The organism is Thermobifida halotolerans (assembly GCF_003574835.2).
GTDB lineage: Bacteria > Actinomycetota > Actinomycetes > Streptosporangiales > Streptosporangiaceae > Thermobifida > Thermobifida halotolerans.
This window is the reverse complement of sequence record NZ_CP063196.1, coordinates 2602525-2620497: the sequence shown is the minus strand read 5'-3', so window position 1 is coordinate 2620497 and position 17973 is coordinate 2602525. Positions and strand designations below refer to the sequence as shown.

18 protein-coding genes are annotated in these 17973 nt (G+C 72.2%); 8 read left to right on the top strand and 10 right to left on the bottom strand.

Going from position 1 to position 17973, the window contains the following annotated elements:
• The first annotated feature begins 218 nt into the window (after positions 1-218).
• The 3 genes from NI17_RS11675 (at position 219) to NI17_RS11665 (ending at position 1486) form a co-directional block, all read left to right on the top strand.
• Positions 219-659, top strand: a complete 441-nt coding sequence (locus NI17_RS11675; protein ID WP_068693016.1) for an ATP-binding protein — start codon at positions 219-221, stop codon at positions 657-659.
• A 109-nt stretch (positions 660-768) separates the two neighbouring features.
• The gene (locus NI17_RS11670) at positions 769-906 is read left to right on the top strand and encodes a hypothetical protein (RefSeq protein ID WP_157129777.1); all 138 of its coding nucleotides are present in this window, start codon (positions 769-771) and stop codon (positions 904-906) included.
• A 73-nt stretch (positions 907-979) separates the two neighbouring features.
• On the top strand, positions 980-1486 hold the full coding sequence (locus NI17_RS11665) for a helix-turn-helix domain-containing protein (RefSeq protein ID WP_068693015.1): 507 nt from the start codon (positions 980-982) through the stop codon (positions 1484-1486).
• Between the two features lie 349 nt (positions 1487-1835).
• Here the strand turns inward: NI17_RS11665 and pssA are convergent, their stop codons facing one another.
• The 3 genes from pssA to msrB all read right to left on the bottom strand — a co-directional run bounded on the left by pssA (position 1836) and on the right by msrB (position 3730).
• Complete coding sequence (gene pssA, locus NI17_RS11660) at positions 1836-2636, bottom strand: CDP-diacylglycerol--serine O-phosphatidyltransferase (protein WP_084012765.1); 801 nt, start codon at positions 2634-2636, stop codon at positions 1836-1838.
• Positions 2590-3243, bottom strand: a complete 654-nt coding sequence (locus NI17_RS11655) for a phosphatidylserine decarboxylase (RefSeq protein WP_068693014.1) — start codon at positions 3241-3243, stop codon at positions 2590-2592. The genes pssA and NI17_RS11655 overlap by 47 nt, the downstream gene beginning before the upstream one ends.
• A gap of 64 nt (positions 3244-3307) precedes the next feature.
• Positions 3308-3730 carry a peptide-methionine (R)-S-oxide reductase MsrB gene (msrB, locus tag NI17_RS11650; protein ID WP_068693013.1) on the bottom strand — a complete coding sequence of 141 codons (423 nt, stop codon included), beginning with the start codon at positions 3728-3730 and terminating at the stop codon, positions 3308-3310.
• A 159-nt stretch (positions 3731-3889) separates the two neighbouring features.
• On the opposite strand from msrB, the gene NI17_RS11645 reads away from it, so the two are divergent.
• Positions 3890-4294, top strand: coding sequence for a hypothetical protein (locus NI17_RS11645; protein ID WP_234402064.1), 405 nt, complete (start codon positions 3890-3892; stop codon positions 4292-4294).
• A gap of 115 nt (positions 4295-4409) precedes the next feature.
• Here the strand turns inward: NI17_RS11645 and glgX are convergent, their stop codons facing one another.
• From glgX to NI17_RS11615, 6 genes are all read right to left on the bottom strand, one after another.
• Entirely contained in the window at positions 4410-6527 is a 2118-nt protein-coding gene (gene glgX / locus NI17_RS11640; RefSeq protein ID WP_119267815.1) for a glycogen debranching protein GlgX, read from the bottom strand.
• A 225-nt stretch (positions 6528-6752) separates the two neighbouring features.
• Complete coding sequence (locus NI17_RS11635; RefSeq protein ID WP_068693912.1) at positions 6753-8384, bottom strand: isovaleryl-CoA dehydrogenase; 1632 nt, start codon at positions 8382-8384, stop codon at positions 6753-6755.
• A 231-nt stretch (positions 8385-8615) separates the two neighbouring features.
• Positions 8616-9410 carry a sirohydrochlorin chelatase gene (locus NI17_RS11630; protein ID WP_068693913.1) on the bottom strand — a complete coding sequence of 265 codons (795 nt, stop codon included), beginning with the start codon at positions 9408-9410 and terminating at the stop codon, positions 8616-8618.
• A complete protein-coding gene (locus NI17_RS11625) occupies positions 9392-10084 on the bottom strand; it encodes a phosphoadenylyl-sulfate reductase (RefSeq protein WP_068693914.1) in 693 nt (230 codons plus the stop codon). Before NI17_RS11625 ends, NI17_RS11630 begins: the two co-directional genes overlap by 19 nt.
• Complete coding sequence (locus NI17_RS11620; RefSeq protein ID WP_068693916.1) at positions 10081-10284, bottom strand: hypothetical protein; 204 nt, start codon at positions 10282-10284, stop codon at positions 10081-10083. Before NI17_RS11620 ends, NI17_RS11625 begins: the two co-directional genes overlap by 4 nt.
• Positions 10285-10309: 25 nt before the next feature.
• The gene (locus NI17_RS11615; protein ID WP_068693918.1) at positions 10310-12004 is read right to left on the bottom strand and encodes a nitrite/sulfite reductase; all 1695 of its coding nucleotides are present in this window, start codon (positions 12002-12004) and stop codon (positions 10310-10312) included.
• A 513-nt stretch (positions 12005-12517) separates the two neighbouring features.
• Between NI17_RS11615 and NI17_RS11610 the strand changes: the two genes are divergently transcribed.
• Together NI17_RS11610 and NI17_RS11605 are read left to right on the top strand one after the other, a co-directional pair.
• Positions 12518-13813 (top strand): YihY/virulence factor BrkB family protein, encoded by a 1296-nt coding sequence (locus NI17_RS11610; protein WP_243597693.1) that lies wholly within the window; start codon positions 12518-12520, stop codon positions 13811-13813.
• Positions 13704-14423: an HNH endonuclease family protein gene (locus tag NI17_RS11605; RefSeq protein ID WP_068693920.1), complete on the top strand. Its 720-nt coding sequence runs from the start codon at positions 13704-13706 to the stop codon at positions 14421-14423. Before NI17_RS11610 ends, NI17_RS11605 begins: the two co-directional genes overlap by 110 nt.
• Positions 14424-14512: 89 nt before the next feature.
• On the opposite strand, the gene NI17_RS11600 is transcribed toward NI17_RS11605, so the two are convergent.
• Complete coding sequence (locus NI17_RS11600) at positions 14513-15709, bottom strand: MFS transporter (protein WP_068693922.1); 1197 nt, start codon at positions 15707-15709, stop codon at positions 14513-14515.
• A gap of 182 nt (positions 15710-15891) precedes the next feature.
• Between NI17_RS11600 and NI17_RS11595 the strand changes: the two genes are divergently transcribed.
• Together NI17_RS11595 and NI17_RS11590 are read left to right on the top strand one after the other, a co-directional pair.
• Positions 15892-16512 (top strand): GNAT family N-acetyltransferase, encoded by a 621-nt coding sequence (locus NI17_RS11595; RefSeq protein ID WP_084012872.1) that lies wholly within the window; start codon positions 15892-15894, stop codon positions 16510-16512.
• Positions 16513-16577: 65 nt separating this feature from the next.
• A complete protein-coding gene (locus tag NI17_RS11590) occupies positions 16578-17870 on the top strand; it encodes a phosphoribosyltransferase family protein (protein WP_068693924.1) in 1293 nt (430 codons plus the stop codon).
• Positions 17871-17973: the final 103 nt, after the last annotated feature.

Below are 17973 nucleotides of genomic sequence, written 5' to 3'. Positions count from 1 at the left end.
TTTGATGCGTCCGACAGAACACCCAGGACTTGGGGTTTCTGTCCTGGAACACAAAGCGGCCCTGCACCAGTGCGGCGAACACTGCTACAGGGCCTTAGCCTCCGACCTGACTAGACCAGGTGGTGACTCATGAGTCAGCCTAGTGTGCTTCGCATACCCGGGACGCGGCGAATGTCGCGGGTGCGCCCCTATGTGCTGCGTTTTCTGGGGGTGCGGTGGTGAGTGTCGCTTTCTCGTCGTTTCCCGGCGTTTCCGGCAGCGTGGCCGATGCCCGCCGGTTCGTCACCGCGGCGATCCGGCTCTGCCCCCGCATCACCGCACCCGAGGAGGTGCTCGACCGGGCCGAACTGATCATCTCCGAACTCGCCACGAACGCGATCCGGCACACCCGCTCGGGTGATCCCGGCGAGTCCTTCGCCGTGCGCGTCCAGGTGGATCACCGGGGCGTGCGGGCCGAGGTGCGCACCCGGGCCCCCCGCCTGTGGCACTGCGTTCCGCGCGTGGTCACGCCCGGCGACCCGTTCGCCGAGCACGGCCGAGGCCTACTGCTGGTGGACCGCCTGGCCACTCGATGGGGGGTCCTCGCCCCGTGGGAGGGCGGCGTGTACTTCGCCCTGCACTGGCCCACCGGCCACCACGGCACCGAGGCGAAGGAGTGAGCGTGTACCCTCTGCCGCCTCCTGGTGAGGTGACGGCCGCCCGGGTCGCGTTTCCGCACTACGAGATCTGCGAGTTCCACGACGCCGCTGGCGTTCCCGAGGTCACCCCGTGCTCAAACCCGGCTTCCACGGTATCGGGCTGGTGGTGCTGGTCTGCGCCGTCACCCTCACCGAACTCGCCGGACTCCTGAGCGGCCAGCCCCGGCTGCCCCGGCGCGACCCCACCTGCCGCTACTGGCCCCTGTAGCAGCCCCGAACCAGGCCGGGGCCCTTCCTTCCCCGGCCCCGGCCTTCCCCCTTCTACCGGAGCACTTCCGTCCATGACCGCCGAACGACCCCTGGCCACGCGCGCCGCGATCGAGGCCGCCATCACCGTCCGCGAACTCAACCCCGACCACCCCGTCCTCCCCGCCGAGTTCTGGACCCACCCGGCCGTGGCCCAGGCGGTGGCCCGCCTCGACATCACCGCCCTCCTCCGCCGCATCCGCGCCCTGACCCCCATGACCCAGGAGCAGATCGCCCGCCTCACCGGAACGACCCAGGCCACCATCTCGCGCATCGAACACGGCCGCACCCAACCGCGCGACCTCGACCGGGTACGCGCCTTCCTCACCGGCCTCGGCGCCCCCACCCCCGAAACCGCACGCGCCAACCCCCTGGACGGCTACACCGTGCGCGCCGTCATCGCCGAAGACCCCGACGGACACACCGTGGTCCTGCACGTGCCCGCCCCCGCGCTCACCAGCGCCCTGAGCTACACCGAGCCGCGCGAACCCGTTCCGCTGCCCCCACCCCCCACCCACCCCGACTGGCCCCCACCCCGCTGACCTCGACGGATTCGGCTGTCACCCGCGTTCTTGGCCCACTGGCGCCGAGACCACTGCGGTTCAGAGGGCGTCGCGGCGCGCGGCGGAGGGGGAACGCCCCCACAAACGGACGGGCCGGAAGAACACCGGCCACCCCGACCCGGGCCTCTGCGGCGCGCGATGCCCTGATACGTGCGGGCGGGTGGGGCCCCGGCCGGACTCGGCGCCGGGGGCGCCTCGACCGGCCACCGGCAACCCGTGGCGGCCCCCGATGACACCGGAGGGTCTTTTTGCGAAATATCGCCCCCGGCGTCAAGAGCGCACACGGGCCGGGGGCGGACCGCGCGGTCCGCCCCCGGCCCGGTGAGAGTCACCTGCGCAGCAGCAGCGGTGCCGTCGCCACGACCAGCAGCATCAGCACCGCCCCGGAGGTGAGCAGGAGCATCCCTCCGGGAGCGTCCATCGCCCAGGCCACCAGGCAGCCCGCTCCGCACGCGATCGCCGCGAGGACCGCGTAGGCGGACCGGCCCCGCGGCTTCGGGTACCGGATGTGGCTGACCATCAGCCAGGCCACGAGGAGGATCGCGGCGATCCCCGTGTAGACCGGCGGGTGGAGCAGCACGATGACGATGACCGCCATCGCCCCGAACGGGCTGGGCAGCCCGGTGAAGTGGTGTTCACCGGGGGCCTGGCAGGAGAACCGCGCCAGCCGCACCACGACCGCCAGCAGTACCGCCGCCGCGGCGATGACCGCCAGCACCGATCCGTTCGGGGGGACGAAGGAACCCCAGGAGACGACGAAGAACGCCGGGGCGAACCCGAAGCTGATGACGTCGGCCAGGTTGTCCAGTTCGGCGCCCATGACGCTGCCGCCGAGCCTGCGGGCCACCCGCCCGTCGAACAGGTCGAAGGCGGCGGCGCCCAGCAGCAGGATGATCGACGTCGCCACCGCCTCGCGCGGCAGCGGACCGGGAAACCCTGCGGCGATGTGCGCCATCTGCGCCGCGGCGAGCTGGCAGACCGCCATGAACCCGCACAGGGCGTTGCCGAGGGTGAAGTAGTCGGCCAGGGACAGCCGGGGTCTCGACGACTCCTCGGCCGCGTCCGGCGGTGCGGTCGCCGGGTCAGTCGCGGTCGAGGCGGGTCTCCCCGGCGCGAACCTTCTGTCCAACCTCCACGGCAGGCGTGACGCCCGGGGGGAGATAGACGTCGACTCGAGAACCGAACCGGATGAGACCGATCCTTTCGCCCTGCTCGACCTTCGTGCCGATCTGGTGATACGGGACGATGCGACGGACCATCGCCCCGGCGATCTGAATGACCGTGACTTCGCCCATTTCGGTGTCGAAGGTCCAGATGACGCGTTCATTGAGTTCGCTGTCCTTGTCGAAGGCCGGACGGAAGCCGCCGGGACGGTGTTCGAGCCCGGTCACCACACCGGCGAGCGGAGCCCGGTTCACATGGACGTTCAGGGGGTTCATGAAGACCGCGATCCGGGTCCTGCCGTCGGGCAGCGGATCGATGCTCTGGACGACACCGTCGGCGGCGGAGAGGAACCGACCGCTCGCGGGGCCGCGGTCGGGGTCGCGGAAGAACCACACCATCCCCGCCGCCAGTCCCACCACGGGGACGGCGAGTGCCTTGCGCACCCGTGACCCCCGGCTCGCGAGCACACAGACGCCCGCGGCGGTCAGCGCGGGGACCAGCCAGGGAGCGGAACCGCGGGCCATACGCGGCAGCGGCCGTCGGGAAACGGCCTGGTTGCGGTCGGAGGTCATAGAGGAAAACCTTCGTCGGAGACGTTCCACAACAGTGGGGGGACGGATGACATGAAGAAGGATGCTATTCCACTGTGTCCTCCGCTTCCAAGGTCAAAGCCACCGAATTGATGCAGTAGCGGTCGTCTGTTGGGGTGGGGTAGCCCTCCCCGTGGAACACATGTCCCAGGTGGGAGCCGCATCGGGCGCAGCGGACCTCGGTGCGCACCATGCCCAGGGAGTGGTCCTCGTGCAGGGTCACCGCCGAACTCTCGGCGGGGTCGTAGAAGCTCGGCCACCCGCAGTGGGAGTCGAACTTGTGCTCCGAGCGGAACAGCTCCGCCCCGCACGCGCGGCAACGGTAGACCCCCTGGGTCTTGGTCGACACGTACTCGCCGCTCCACGGGCGCTCCGTGGCGCCCTGGCGCAGGACCGCGAACGCCTCGGGGTCGAGGACCGCCCGCCACTCCTCCTCGGACCGGTTGACCGGTGTGTTCGAGTCATTCATGGAAATGACGCTACCCCGTTCCGCGCTTCTCCGGTGGGACCCCCGCGAGGCGGCCGTAAAGACTGACATGACGCTTTCCGTCCCCCTTATTCGCCTATGAGCAGTTCGCCCCTCCGGTGCTCGGGTAGGGGACCGACGAGCGAGAGCACGGAGGTGGGCATGTCTGTCACACACCGGCAATCGATCGGCTACCGCCGACCACTGCGCGTGGGGTGGTTCCGGGGGCGCCAGCGGCTGAGGCACGCGACCGGCCGGAGGGCCGACCGGGAGGGGCAGAGCCTGCTGACGCGGCCCCGGTCCGGGACACTGGACTGGACGAGTCGCCGTCCGACGTCGGACAGCGGACTGCTGCGTGTGCTGCTGACGGTCGGAGTGGCCACCCTCGTCGCCGGACTCCTGGCCGGGAACGCGCTGGCGGCCTGGGTGCAGGCGGAAGACGACCTGGTTCCCGCCGCTCTGTGCGCGGCCATCGTGGCCGTGGTCTTCACCGCGATGTCGATTCCGGTGCTGGGGGAGTTCCGGAGGCGGCGCAGGAGGACGCGGACCCGGCGGAGCGCCGACTGAGTGGAAGGGCGGATCGGAGCCGTCCTCTCCGACCCGCCCCGCCGCTCTCGGTGACGCTCCGGAAGGCGGGAGGGCTCCCGTCCTCCGCCGAAACGGGGCGGCCCGTCGGCGCCGCTCAGTTCCCCGCCGCCTCCCCGACTCGCCTGAGCACCAGAAACGCCCGGTCGATCACCGTCACCACGCCGCCCGCGGGCAGTGGGGGACGGTCCGCCACATCCGGTTGCGCCGTGTCCAGAACCGTCTCCCAGGCCGTGCCGTAACTGCGGTCCGGCAGGGTGAAGCGCACGTCGCTGATGCCCGCGTTCAGCAGCAGCAGGAACGAGTCGTCGCGTACGGTGCGGCCCATACGGTCGGGTTCGGTGATGGCGTCGCCGTTGAGGAACACGCCGAGCGCGCGCCCACCCCGCCCCCAGTCGGAGTCGGCCATGAGCCGGCCGTCCGGACGCAGCCACGCGATGTCGCGCTGCTCCCCGCTCTCGGAGAGGTTTCCCTGGAAGAACCGGCGGCGGCGGAACACCGGGTGCTCGCGGCGCAGCCGGGACAGCGAGCGCACGAACTCCAGCAGGTCCTCCTGTTCGCCCGCCAGCTTCCAGTCCACCCAGGCGATCTCGTTGTCCTGGCAGTAGGCGTTGTTGTTGCCGCCCTGGGTGCGGCCCACCTCGTCGCCGTGCGACAGCATCGGCACGCCCTGGCTGAGCATCAGCGTGGTGATCATGTTGCGCATCTGGCGGCGGCGCAGTCCGTTGACCGCCGGGTCGTCGGTGGGGCCCTCCACGCCGTGGTTCCACGACCGGTTGTCGTCGGTGCCGTCGCGGTTGTGCTCGCCGTTGGCCTCGTTGTGCTTTGCGTCGTAGGAGACCAGGTCGGCGAGGGTGAAGCCGTCGTGGCAGGTGACGAAGTTGATGGAGGCCACCGGGCGGCGCCCGTCGGCCTGGTACAGGTCGGAGGAGCCCGACAGGCGCGAGGCCAGTTCGGGCAGCACCGGATAGCCGCGCCAGAAGTCGCGGACGGTGTCGCGGTACTTGCCGTTCCACTCGGTCCACAGCGGCGGGAAGTTGCCCACCTGGTAGCCGCCCGGACCCACGTCCCACGGCTCGGCGATCAGCTTGACCTGCGAGATCACCGGGTCCTGCTGCACGATGTCGAAGAACGTGCTGAGCCGGTCCACGTCGTGGAACTCCCGGGCCAGCGCCGAGGCCAGGTCGAAGCGGAACCCGTCGACGTGCATGTCCAGCACCCAGTACCGCAGCGAGTCCATGATGAGCTGCAGCGAGTGCGGATGCCGCATGTTGAGGCTGTTGCCGCAGCCGGTGTAGTCGAGGTAGTAGCGCCGGTCGTCCTCGCGCACCCGGTAGTAGGCGAGGTTGTCGATGCCGCGCAGCGACAGCGTCGGCCCCATGTGGTCGCCCTCGGCGGTGTGGTTGTAGACCACGTCCAGGATGACCTCGATGCCCGCCTCGTGCAGGGCCTTGACCATCGCCTTGAACTCCTGCACCTGCTCGCCGCGCGTGCCGAAGGCCGCGTAGCCGCTGTCGGGCGCCAGGAACGCCAGCGTGTTGTACCCCCAGTAGTTGGTCAGGCCCCGCGCGACCAGGGCGTGCTCGGGCAGGAAGTGGTGCACCGGCATCAGCTCGACGGCGGTGACGCCCAGTTTCAGCAGGTGTTCGACGACCGCGGGGTGGGCCATGCCCGCGTAGGTGCCGCGCAGCCGCTCGGGCACCTCGGGGTGGCGCACGGTCAGCCCGCGCACGTGCGTCTCGTAGATGACCGTCTCGTGGTAGGGGATGGCGGGCCGCTTCTCGTTGCCCCAGTCGAAGTAGGGGCTGACCACCACGCACTTGGGCAGGTAGGGGGCGCTGTCGTGGTCGTTGACGCGCGAGGGGTCGTCGAAGTGGTAGTCGAACAGCGACTCGTGCCAGTCGATCCGCCCGTCGATGGCCTTGGCGTAGGGGTCGACCAGCAGCTTGTTGGGGTTGCAGCGCAGGCCGCGCGCCGGGTCGTGGGGGCCGTGCACCCGGTAGCCGTAGCGCTGCCCGGGACCGGCGCCCGGCAGGTAGCCGTGCCAGACGTGGCCGTCCCGCTCGGTCAGCGCGATCCGGGTCTCGGCGCCGTCGTCGTCGAACAGGCACAGCTCCACTCCGGTGGCGACTTCGGAGAAGAGCGAGAAATTCGTGCCGGAACCGTCGTAGGTGGCTCCGAGCGGATAGGAGGTGCCGGGCCAGACTTCCACCATGGGCGTCGCTGTCCTTCTGCACTGCGTGGTCGTGGACGGAACTGTTGTTCCGCCATAACGTGCGGTCTATGCCTGCGCAAGGCTATCGACACCCGATTGTGCCGTCCGACCCAGGTCGCGACGGGGGCGGACGGCTGTCGGGCGGCACTCCGGAACCGGCCGCGGCGCACCGGTACCGGGACAGGGGCGCCGCCGATTCCCCGGCGCGGGCGGGGCGGCGGCCGGTCAGCGGCGCGGCCGGTGGCGTTCCAGGACGGCCCCGGTGTCGACGGAGGGCGGCAGCGTGCCGAAGACGTGGCCCCACCCGCCGTCCAGCCGCGAGGCGACGAAGGCGTCGGCGACGGCCGTCGGGGCGTGCCGCACCAGCAGGGACGCCTGCAGGCACAACGCCATCGACTCCACCACGGAGCGGGCGCGGTACTCGGCGGACTCCGGGTCGCCCAGGGCGGCCAGCAGCCGCTTGACGGCCGCGTCCAGGCGCGGGTCGGCTCCCTCGGCCAGGGCCAGTTCGGCGCGGAACGCCTCGACGCTGTCCGGTTCGCGGCGCATGGCCCGCAGCACGTCCAGGGCGGCGACGTTGCCGGACCCCTCCCAGACGGAGTTGAGCGGGGACTCGCGGAACAGCCGGGGCATGCCGGACTCCTCGACGTAGCCGTTGCCGCCCAGGCACTCCAGGGCCTCGGCCACGTGCGCGGGCTGGCGTTTGGTCACCCAGAACTTGCCCACGGGCACCGCCAGGCGGCGGAACGCGGCCTCGTGCGCGTCGCCGCGCACGGCGCGGTCGGCCGCACCGGCCAACCGCAGCATCAGGGTGGTGGCGGCCTCCGACTCCAGGGCCAGGTCGGCCAGCACGTTGCGCATCAGCGGCTGCTCGACGAGCCTCCTGCCGAAGGCGCGGCGCTCGGTGGCGTGGTGGACCGCCTCCGACAGGGCCGCGCGCATGCCCGCGGCCGAGCCGATCACGCAGTCCAGCCGGGTGGCGTTGACCATCTCGATGATGGTGCGCACCCCCTGCCCCGGTTCTCCGACCAGCCAGGCGTGCGCGCCGTCGTACTCCAGTTCCGCCGAGGCGTTGGAGCGGTTGCCGAGCTTGTCCTTGAGCCGCTGGATGCTCAGCGCGTTGCGGGAGCCGTCCTCCAGCACCCGCGGCACCAGGAAGCAGGTCAGCCCCTCGTCCGCCTGGGCGAGGGTGAGGAACACGTCGCCCATGGGCGCGGAGGTGAACCACTTGTGACCGCGCAGCCGGTAGGAGCCGTCGGGGGCGGCCACCGCGCGGGTGGTGTTGGCGCGCACGTCGGAGCCGCCCTGCTTCTCGGTCATGGACATGCCCGCCAGCAGGCCGCGCTTGGTGTGCGGGGGCCGCAGCCCGAAGTCGTAGACGCGTGCGGCCAGCAGCGGCTCGAACCGCGCGGCCAGGTCGGGGGAGTGCCGCAGGGCGGGCACGGCCGCGTACGTCATGGAGATCGGGCAGCCGTGTCCGGCCTCGGCCTGGCTCCACACGAAGAACTTGGCGGCCCGCGCCACGTGCGCCCCGGCGCGGCCGTCGGTCCAGGGGGCGGCGTGCAGCCCGTGGGTGACGGCGGTGTCCATGAGGACGTGCCAGGCGGGGTGGAAGTCGACCTCGTCGACGCGGTGGCCGTAGCGGTCGTGGGTGCGCAGCACCGGGGTGTGGGTGTTGGCCTGCTCGCCCCAGGAGCGGGCGCGGGCGCTTCCGGCGAGCCGCCCCAGCTCGCCCACCTCCTCGGCCGCCCAGCCGCCGCCCTCGCGCTCCAGCCCCTCCCCGAGGACGGGGTCGGCGGCGACGTCGTAGTCGGCCAGCGGACTGGGCTGGTTGAACACCTCGTGTGTGCGTGCCATGACCGCGCAAGCCCCCTGTCGGTCCCGATCGTGGACCATCCAGGCTAACCGGACACGGGGGCGGACCGTCACGGTCCCGCGCGTTCCGGGGCCGGTCCCGGAGTGTCCATGCCGGGTGTCCGGGAGGGCGGGGCCCCGGACCGCTTCCCCGGAACCGAAGCCGCACGGCCCCGGGACGGGGTGGTCCGGAAGCCCGCCCCCGGGTCTCGGCAGCGGTCCCCGGACCCCGGGTCAGCGGGGGGTCTGCGCGACGTGCTCCGCACGCAGCGCCGCGTCGTAGCGGTGCAGGATCACCTCGGCCAGTTCCGGGCGGTCGCCCAGAGCGGCCGAGACCGCGCACGCGCCCGCCTCCAGCGTGCGGGAGCGCACCCGGTCGGCGAAGAAGCCCGCCGCCAGCAGGTAGCTGGCCACCGCCACCCGCTCGGCACCGGCCGCGCGCAGCTCGCGCACCGCCTCGTCCGGTGTGGGGGAGGCCGCCGACGCGAACGCGGCGCGCACCTCGCGCCACGGCCCGCGTCCGGCCAGTTCCCGCGCCGCCTCCTCGATCACCGCGTTGGCCCGCGCGTCGCTGGACCCGGCCGACGCCAGCACCAGGGCGGTGTCGGGACCGGCCACGGCCCCGGCCTCGGCCAGACGGCGCTCCACCGCGTCCAGCAGCAGCGGGTGCGGGCCGAGCGTGTCGGCGTAGCGCACCCGCAGCCACGGGCAGTCGGCGCGCACCCCCGCCAGGACCCCGGGCAGGTCGACCTTGCTGTGGTAGGCGGCCGTCAGCAGCGTCGGCAGCACCACGACCTCGCCCGCCCCCTCGGCGGCGAGTCCGGCCACGGTCGTGTGCGGGTCGGGAAAGACGTGGTCGAGGTAGCTCACCCGCACGTCCAGCCACGGCCGCAGCCGCCGCACCCGCGCGAACAGCGCCTCGACGGTGGCCGCCGAACGCGGATCGGCGCTGCCGTGCGCCACGGCGACCAGGGGAACGCGCCCCCGCGCGTTCCCCCGACCGCCGGTGCTCAGACGTGCAGGCCGCATTCGGTCTTCCCGGTTCCCGCCCAGCGTCCGCTGCGCGGATCGGCGCCCTCCTCGACGCGCTGGGTGCACGGCGCGCACCCGATGGAGGGGTAGCCGTCGTACTGCAGCGGGTTGATCAGCACCCCGTGCTCGGCGACGTAGGCGTCCACGTCGTCCTGCGTCCACCGGGCGATCGGGTTGACCTTGACCTTCTTCTTGCGGGCGTCCCACTGCACCACGCCCACGTTGCGGCGGGTCGCCGACTCGTCACGGCGCAGTCCGGTCAGCCACGCGTCGTACGGTCCCAGCGCCCGCTGCAACGGCTCCACCTTGCGCAGGTGGCAGCAGAGGTTGGGGTCGCGTCCGTACAGCCGGGGACCCAGGTCGCGGTCCTGTTCGGCCACCGTGCGCGTCGGCTCCACGTTGATCAGGTTGATCGGGTAGATCTGCGCGACGGCGTCGCGGGTGCCCAGCGTCTCGGGGAAGTGGTAGCCGGTGTCCAGGAAGATCACGTCGATGCCCGGCACCACCCTGGAGACCAGGTCCACCATGAGGGCGTCGGCCATCGACGCGGTCATGCACAGCTTGTCGCCGAAGGTGTCGGCGGCCCACCGGATGATCTCGGTGGAGTCGGCCTCCTCCAGTTCCGCGGCTGCCTCGGCGGCGAACGCCGCGCCGTCGACCATGACGTTCATCCGTTCTCCTCGTTCGGGGTGCCGTGTCGGGCGTCGGCGAGCGAGGCCGCGCGCAGCCCGACGAACTTCACGCGAAACACCCGGGCGCACGAGCCGCAGGCCCAGGCGTATCCCTCGCCGCGGGTCCCGTCGCCCTCGTGCGGCTCCAGGTCCTCGTCTCCGCAGTAGGGGCAGTAGTAGGGGGCTGCTCTCTCACTCACGGGCGCTGCCCTCTCCGTCCGCCGCTCACTTCAGGTCCGCCTCGTCGGCGCGCGCCACCCACTCGGCGAAGGTCTCGCCCTCCTGCTTCTGGTCGGCGAAGCGCCGCACCACCCGCTCGACGTAGTCGGGCAGCTCCTCGGCGGTGGTCTTCAGACCGCGGACCTTGCGGCCGAATCCGGCCTGCAGGCCCATCCCGCCGCCCAGGTGCACCTGGTAGCCCTCCACCTGCCGGCCCTCGCCGTCGGTGACCAACTGGCCCTTGAGACCGATGTCGGCGACCTGGATGCGGGCGCAGGAGTTCGGGCAGCCGTTGACGTTGATGCTCAGCGGCTCCTCGAAGTCGGGCAGGCGGCGCTCCAGTTCGTCGATCAGCGCGGCGGCGCGGTTCTTGGTCTCGACGATGGCGAGCTTGCAGTACTCGATGCCGGTGCAGGCCATGGTCTGGCGGCGGAAGACGCTGGGCCGCACCAGCAGGTCCTCGGCCTCCAGGGCGGCCACGATCGAGTCCACCCGGTCCTCGGTGATGTCCAGGATCACCAGCTTCTGGTCGGCGGTGGTGCGGATGCGGTCGGAGCCGTGCGCCTCGGCGATGTCGGCGACGCGGGCCAGTTTGGTGCCGCTGACCCGGCCCACCCTGGGGGCGACGCCCACGTAGAACCGGCCGTCCTTCTGGCGGTGCACGCCCACGTGGTCGCGCCGGGTGCCCGGGTCGAGGACCGGCTCGGGGCCGTCGGGCAGCGCGTAGCCGAGGTACTCCTTCTCCAGCACCTCGCGGAACTTCTGCGCGCCCCAGTCCTTGACGAGGAACTTGATCCGGGCGCGGTGGCGCAGGCGGCGGTAGCCGTAGTCGCGGAAGACCGAGCAGACGCCCGCCCAGACCTCGCTGACCTGGTCGGGGCGGACGAAGGTGCCCAGCCGCTGGGCGAACATCGGGTTGGTGGACAGTCCGCCGCCGACGAACAGGTCGTAGCCGGGCGTGCCGTCGGGGCCGACGACGCCGACGAAGGCGACGTCGTTGATCTCGTGGTTGGTGCAGTGCACGCCGCAGCCGTCGACGGCGGTCTTGAACTTGCGCGGCAGGTTGGAGAAGAGCGGACTGCCGATGTGGTCGTCGTAGATCCGGCGGATCTGCTCGGTGGTGTCGATGACCTCGTCCGCGGCGATCCCCGCCAGCGGACAGCCCATGACGACGCGCGGGGTGTCGCCGCAGGCCTCCGTGGTCGACAGGCCCACGCTCTCCAGGCGTTCCCAGATGGCGGGCACGTCCTCCACCCGCACCCAGTGAAGCTGCACGTTCTGCCGGTCGGTGATGTCGGCGGTGTCGCGCCCGTAGGCGGTGGAGATCTCCGCGACGGCCCGCAGTTGGGCGACGCTGAGCTGGCCGCCGTCGATGCGTACCCGCAGCATGAAGTACCGGTCGTCGAGCTCCTCGGGCTCCAGCACCGCGGTCTTGCCGCCGTCGATGCCCGGGGCACGCTGGGTGTACAGCCCGTACCAGCGGAAACGTCCGCGCAGGTCGGCGGGGTCGATCGCGTCGAACCCGGCCTTGGAGTAGATGTCGATGATGCGCTGCCGGACGTTCAGCCCGTCGTCGTTCTTCTTGTTCTCCTCGTTCTTGTTGAGCGGTTCGCGGTAGCCGAGAGCCCACTGGCCCTCACCTCGGCGCGGGCGTGTCGTCTTCTTGGCGGGGCGGCCGGTCGGTGTGGATGCGGAAGGCATCGCTTGGTCCTCCGAGTCTGTGACGTCCACCGGGGCGCGGATCGTGACTCTGCGAGTCCGGTCGAACGCGGTCGGGTTGCGGTCCGGGGCGTGCGGGCCGACCCCCGTCCGACCGGGCTTCCCGCGCGGACACCGTCACGCGCGGCGGGTGAAGCGGAGGAAGAGGGGCAACGTCGGCGCCGAGCACACCCGAAGGCGGAAACTGCTACAAAGCGGCTGAGAGATCAGGCGACGTTGCGACAGATGGCGCTGCGGACCCGAAGGAAGTCCACGTGACGTCGCACGCAGAGCATGGGGTCGATAGCAGCAGTCATGACAACGACAATGGCACGCCCGGAAAACCTTTGTCCACCCGGAAGGTCGGGAAAGGACTCGTGAGGCATGTCACATCTTGTGGGTGGAGGGTGCGGCGGGCCGGGGGCCGGTCTCGATTCGCCATCGGAACCATGAGGAAAACGCGACGATTTGCCCAGGTCCTGGGGTGTGAGGGCCTGCTCGGCTATGTTCGGAGGCGTGCGACCGAAATGGGCGAACTGGGAGTCTCTGCGTGAGGCGGCCGAGGCCTGGCCCGACCGCCACCCCCGGTCCGGGGCCGCGGCGGTGCTGGCCGTGCGCACCGCCCGGTCGGCGATGCGGGTCCGCATCATGGGACTGGCCGCCGAGTCGGCGTTCTTCTCCCTGCTCTCCCTGCCCGCCCTGCTCCTCGGCCTGATCGGCGCGCTGAGCCGCCTCACCTCGGTGCTCGGCCAGCAGACGGTCCTGGACATCCGCGCCTGGATGCTGGACCTGGCCGCCACCGTGCTGACCGCCGAGACGGTGAACACCACGGTGGCGCCCATGGTGGACGACTTCCTGGGCGGCGCCCACGGCGGGGTCCTCTCCCTGACCTTCCTGGTGTCGCTGTGGTCGGGATCCCGCGCCATGAGCGTGTTCATCGAGGCCATCACCATCGCCTACGGACTGGACGGCATGCGCGGCTACCTGAGCCACCGGTTGCTCGCCTTCGTCGCCTACCTGGGCGCCCTGCTGTTCGCGCTGGTGGTGCTGCCGGTCATCGTGGCCGGTCCCGAGGTGGTCCGCGCGCTGCTGCCCGTTGCCGCCGCCTACCTGCACCTGACCTACTGGCCGCTGGTGGGCCTGCTCTCCCTGGTCTGCATCGTCGCCCTGTACACGCTGAGTGTCCCGGTGCGCGCCCCGCTGGTGCGCCAGTTGCCGGGAGCGGTCGCGGCGGTGCTGATCCTGCTGCTCGGCACGGTGGGGCTGCGGATCTACCTGGACGCCTCATTCGGACAGGCCAATATCTACGGTTCGCTCACCGCTCCCATCGTCATCCTGATCTGGCTGTACCTGATGGCTCTGGCCGTGCTGGCCGGTTCCTCCCTCAACGCCGAGATCGACGCCATGTGGCCGGTCGCCGCCACGGCCCAGGCCAGGGCCGAGATCGCCGCGCGCCGCCAGGCCACCGCCGACCGCCTGGTCGAGCGCCGGGAGGAGGCCCTGCAGCGCCTGGCGCGCGGACCGGAGCGGACCGGAAGTGTCTCCGAGGCCGCTACGGGGGAGGAAACCGACGGCCGGACGCCGACCGGGACCGACCGCGCCCCCGAGGCACAGGGCGCCCCCGCCCCCCGCACCCTCGTCGGCTCCACGGCCGCGACGGACAAGCCCGAGGCGACCGCACCGGAGTCAGGAGAGCGACCGCATGCCCCCCAGGAAGAACAGCAGGAAGACCCTCATCGGCACCGTGGCGGCCGTCGCGGTGACGAGCCTCGCCCTGACAGGCTGCCAGGGCCTCGGGGACGTACTGGGTGACCTGGAGATCGAGGGCGGCGCCTCTCCGACGTCCCAGTCTCGCTCCCCGGAGGACGGCGGTGCGGACGCGGCCGAGGCCCGGGAACGGCTGGCCGCGATCGAGACCGCCGAACCCGCCCCGCGCGGCGACTACGAGCGCGACGAGTTCGGCAGCGGATGGATCGACACCGACGACAACGGCTGCTCCACCCGCAACGACATCCTCGCCCGCGACCTGGACGACGTGGAACTCGACTCCGACGGCTGCAGGGTCCTCTCCGGCATCCTCGACGACCCCTACACCGGAAAGACCGTCGAGTTCACCTTCGAGGACCCCCAGGCCGTGCAGATCGACCACGTGGTCCCGCTCTCGCTGGCCTGGCGCATGGGCGCCGACGCGTGGGACCGCGACACCCGCGTGGAGTTCGCCAACGACCCCGGCAACCTGCTGGCCACCGACGGCCCGGCCAACCGGGAGAAGAGCGACTCCGGCCCCGGCGAGTGGCAGCCCCACGAGGATTTCCGGTGCTCCTACGCCGTCATCTACATCGACGTGCTGCACCGCTACGAGCTGCCGGCCTCTCCACAGGACCACCGGGGACTGTCCGACATGCTCGACACCTGCGGCTGACCGGAGGAGAGGTCCGGCGCCGGGCGCCGGACCCCCTCGGCCCGAGGCCGCCCCGCACCCGCTCCCGGAACGGAGCGCGGGCCGCGGCGTCAGGACCGTGGCCGCAGGCTCCACGCCAGCGCGGCCGCGGCCAGGGCGGCGACCGGGAAGACGGCCAGGCCCACCCGCAGCGAGGCGGCGTCGGCGACCAGGCCCACCAGGGGCGGGAAGCCCAGGAACCCCAGCCGCGCCAGCCAGGACACCGCGGCCACGCCGTCCCCGCTGCGTACCCCCGGGATCTCGCCCGCCGCGGCCAGCGCCAGCGGGAACAGGGTGGCCACCCCCAGCCCGCACAGACCGAAGCCGACCACGGTCGTCGCCGTTCCCGGCAGCAGCAGCGCCGCGCCCAGCCCCGCCGCCGACAGCAGCAGGCCCGACCGGGCCACGGCGACCGCGCCGAAGGCGTCGGTCATCCGGTCGCCCACCGTCCTGCCCAGCGTCATCATCGCCTGGCAGGCCACGAACGGCAGGCCGACGAGGAAGGTCGCCGCGCCGATCTCGTCGCGCAGGTAGACCGCGCCCCACGAGGCCGCCGCGTCCTCGACCGCGCCCGCCAGCATCAGCAGCACACCGAGCGCGGCCACCAGTCCCAGCGCTCCGGCGGTCGGACGCCGGGGCAGGCCCGCCGGGCCGTGGCCGTCGGACCGCTCGGCGTGCTCCGGGCCGTCCAGCAGCAGCCGCGACGCCATCGCCGAGACCGCGGTGAGCGCCACCGCCACCCCCGTCAGGTGGACCGGCATCGGCACCCCGAGTCCGATCATCGCCGACCCCAGCAGTCCGCCCGCGACCGCCGCGACGCTCCACACCGCGTGGAAGGTGTTGACGATGCTGCGGCCGTAGCGGCGCTGCACGCGCAGCCCATGCGCGTTCATCGCCGAGTCGCACCAGGTGTCCGCGCAGCCCGCCGCGAACAGCGCCGCTGCCAGCACCCACCAGTTCGGCGCCAGCGCCGCCACCGGCAGCGTCCAGGCCGCCAGCGGCCCGGTGACCGCCGCGGTCCGCCCGCTGCCGAACCCGGCGATGAGCGGCCCCGCCAGCATGCCGGTCAGCAGCGCGCCCAGCGGCATGGCGGCGATGGCCGTGCCCAGGGCGGCGTTGGACAACTCCAGTTGGTTCTTGATCGCGGGCAGCCACGGCACCAGGGAGGAGTAGGTGAGGCCGTTGACCGCGAACAGTCCGACGACGGCGCGCCGTGCCCGCCGCGCCTCGGCGCCCGGCCCGACGGAAAGCGGCGGATAATCGGACAAGAAGACCTCCGGACGGGCCGACGGACGGTTCGGGACGCGGCTCGCGCGTCGCGTCCTCCGGAGGACGCGACGCGCGGTTCCTGCCGGTGAGCCTAGAGCCGCCGTCGGGAGTTGCGTGAACGAAATTTCCCGCGTTAGACAGAGATTCTGCGTATCTTCGCGCGGTGAGGGGGCCTGCCTCGGTGATCGACGTGAGCGTGCTGCGAGACAAACCCGTGCTCGTGGGAGAGCGGGTCCGACTGGTCCCCCTCGCCCCCGAGCACGCCGACGCCCTGTACTCGTCGGCTCTCGACCCCGAGATCCGGCGCCTCACCGGCACGCACCGCGTCCCCGACCGCGCGGAGATCGAGGAGTGGTGCCGCACCCGTGCCGACGACCCCGAGCGGCTCGACCTGGCCATCATCGGCCGTCCCGACGGCCGCTTCTACGGCGAACTGTCCCTGACGGACATCGACTCCCACAACGAGAGCGCCGCCTACCGCATCGCGCTGTCGGCCATCGAGTTCACCGGCCGCGGCCTGGGGCAGGAGGCCACCCGGCTGATCCTGCGCCACGCCTTCGACCACGTGGGCCTGCACCGCGTCTGGCTGCGCGTCTACGCGTTCAACATGCGCGCCATCGCCGCCTACCGCGCCTGCGGCTTCGCCGTCGAGGGCCGCCTGCGCGACGCCCTGCTGTGGGAGGGCCGCCGCCACGACGCGCTGGTGATGTCGGTGCTGGCGGGCACAGCCGGGGAGCCGGGAGGCCCGGTCAACGGTTCTTTACCCGATGAGCGGGGAAAACAGCCGGGGCCGGGGGGTTGACGGGTGCCCCGGAGCGGGTAGGGCTGTAGCGCTCTGCTCACCCTGTCGAGTCTGCGGTGGTCGCTGTGAGTCCGCTACCCGTATCGTTGCCGTTTCCCGACCGGACCGTGGCCGGGCACCGGCTCGCCGAACGTCTGCGTACCGTGGCGGGAACCGCTCCCGTCGTCATCGCGCTGCCCAGGGGCGGGGTGGTGGTCGGCGCGGAGTTGGCCCGCCGCCTGCACGCCCCGCTCGACGTGGCGGTGGTCGCCCGGATCGGGCTGCCCGAGTACCCCGGCGTGGAACTGGGCGCGGTCACCGAGGACGGGCACGTCTGCTACGACGACGCCGCGCTGGCCCGCCTCCGACTCTCCCGCAACCGGCTCTCCGACGTGGTGGCCGAGGCGCGCTCCGGAACCGAACGCCGCCGCCGGGCCTACCGGGGGTCGCGCACCATGCCCCGGCTGGCCGGACGCGACGTGGTCGTGGTGGACGACGGAGCGGCCACCGGCGGCACCGCCCGCGCGGCGCTGCGGATGGTGCGCCGCCAACGTCCCGCGCGGGTGGTGCTGGGACTTCCGGTGGCCTCCGACACGGCGATGGAGAACCTGCGCGCCGAGGCCGACCACATCGTGGCGCTCGCCGTGCCGGACCACTTCCACTCCCTGGAGCGGTGGTACCGCGACTTCGGGGAACTGGACGACGGGCAGGTGAGCGCGCTGCTGGCGGAGCACCGGGACCTGGGGGAGGCGGGGGACTCCCGCCACCGGGCGCGTGTCCCCGTGGGCGGCGCCGAGCTCGACGGGGACCTCGTCGTCCCCTCGGTGGTCCGCGGCACGGTGGTCCTGGCCTCGGGACACGGCCGCCTCACCCCCCACAACCAGGCGATCGGGACCGTGCTGCGCGCCGCCGGCTACGCGACGCTCCTGCTCGACCTGCTCACCCCGGTCGAGACGGGGGCGGAGCGGGCGGAGGCGGCGCCCGGGGTCCTGGGGGAGCGGTTGGCGGCCGGGGTGCGCTGGCTGCGCCGCACGCCCACGGTGGCCGACGCCCCGGTCGGACTGCTCGGCACGGGAAAGGCCGCACCGGGGGTGCTGGACGCCGCCGCGCGACTGCCCGACGACGTGTCGGCGGTGGTCACCCACGGGGGGCGCGTCGACCTGGCGGAGGACGCGCTGTCCCGGGTGCGCGCGCCCACGCTGGTCCTCGTGCAGGGCGCCGACTCCTTCGTGCGGGAACTCGCCGAATGGACGGTGGGACGGCTGAGCGTTCCCACGGACCTGGAGGTGGTGGCGGGAGCCGAGCAACTGCTCCACCAGCCCGAGGAGTGGCGCCGCGTCGGTGTCCGCGCGGCCGAGTGGTTCGACCGCCATCTGTGACCGGAACCGGTCAGAGCCCGCAAACAACACCGTGGCGCCCTCGACGCGGAGCGTCGGGGCGCCACGGTGAACGACCGTTGTGGTCAGGCGATCATCGCCGGTG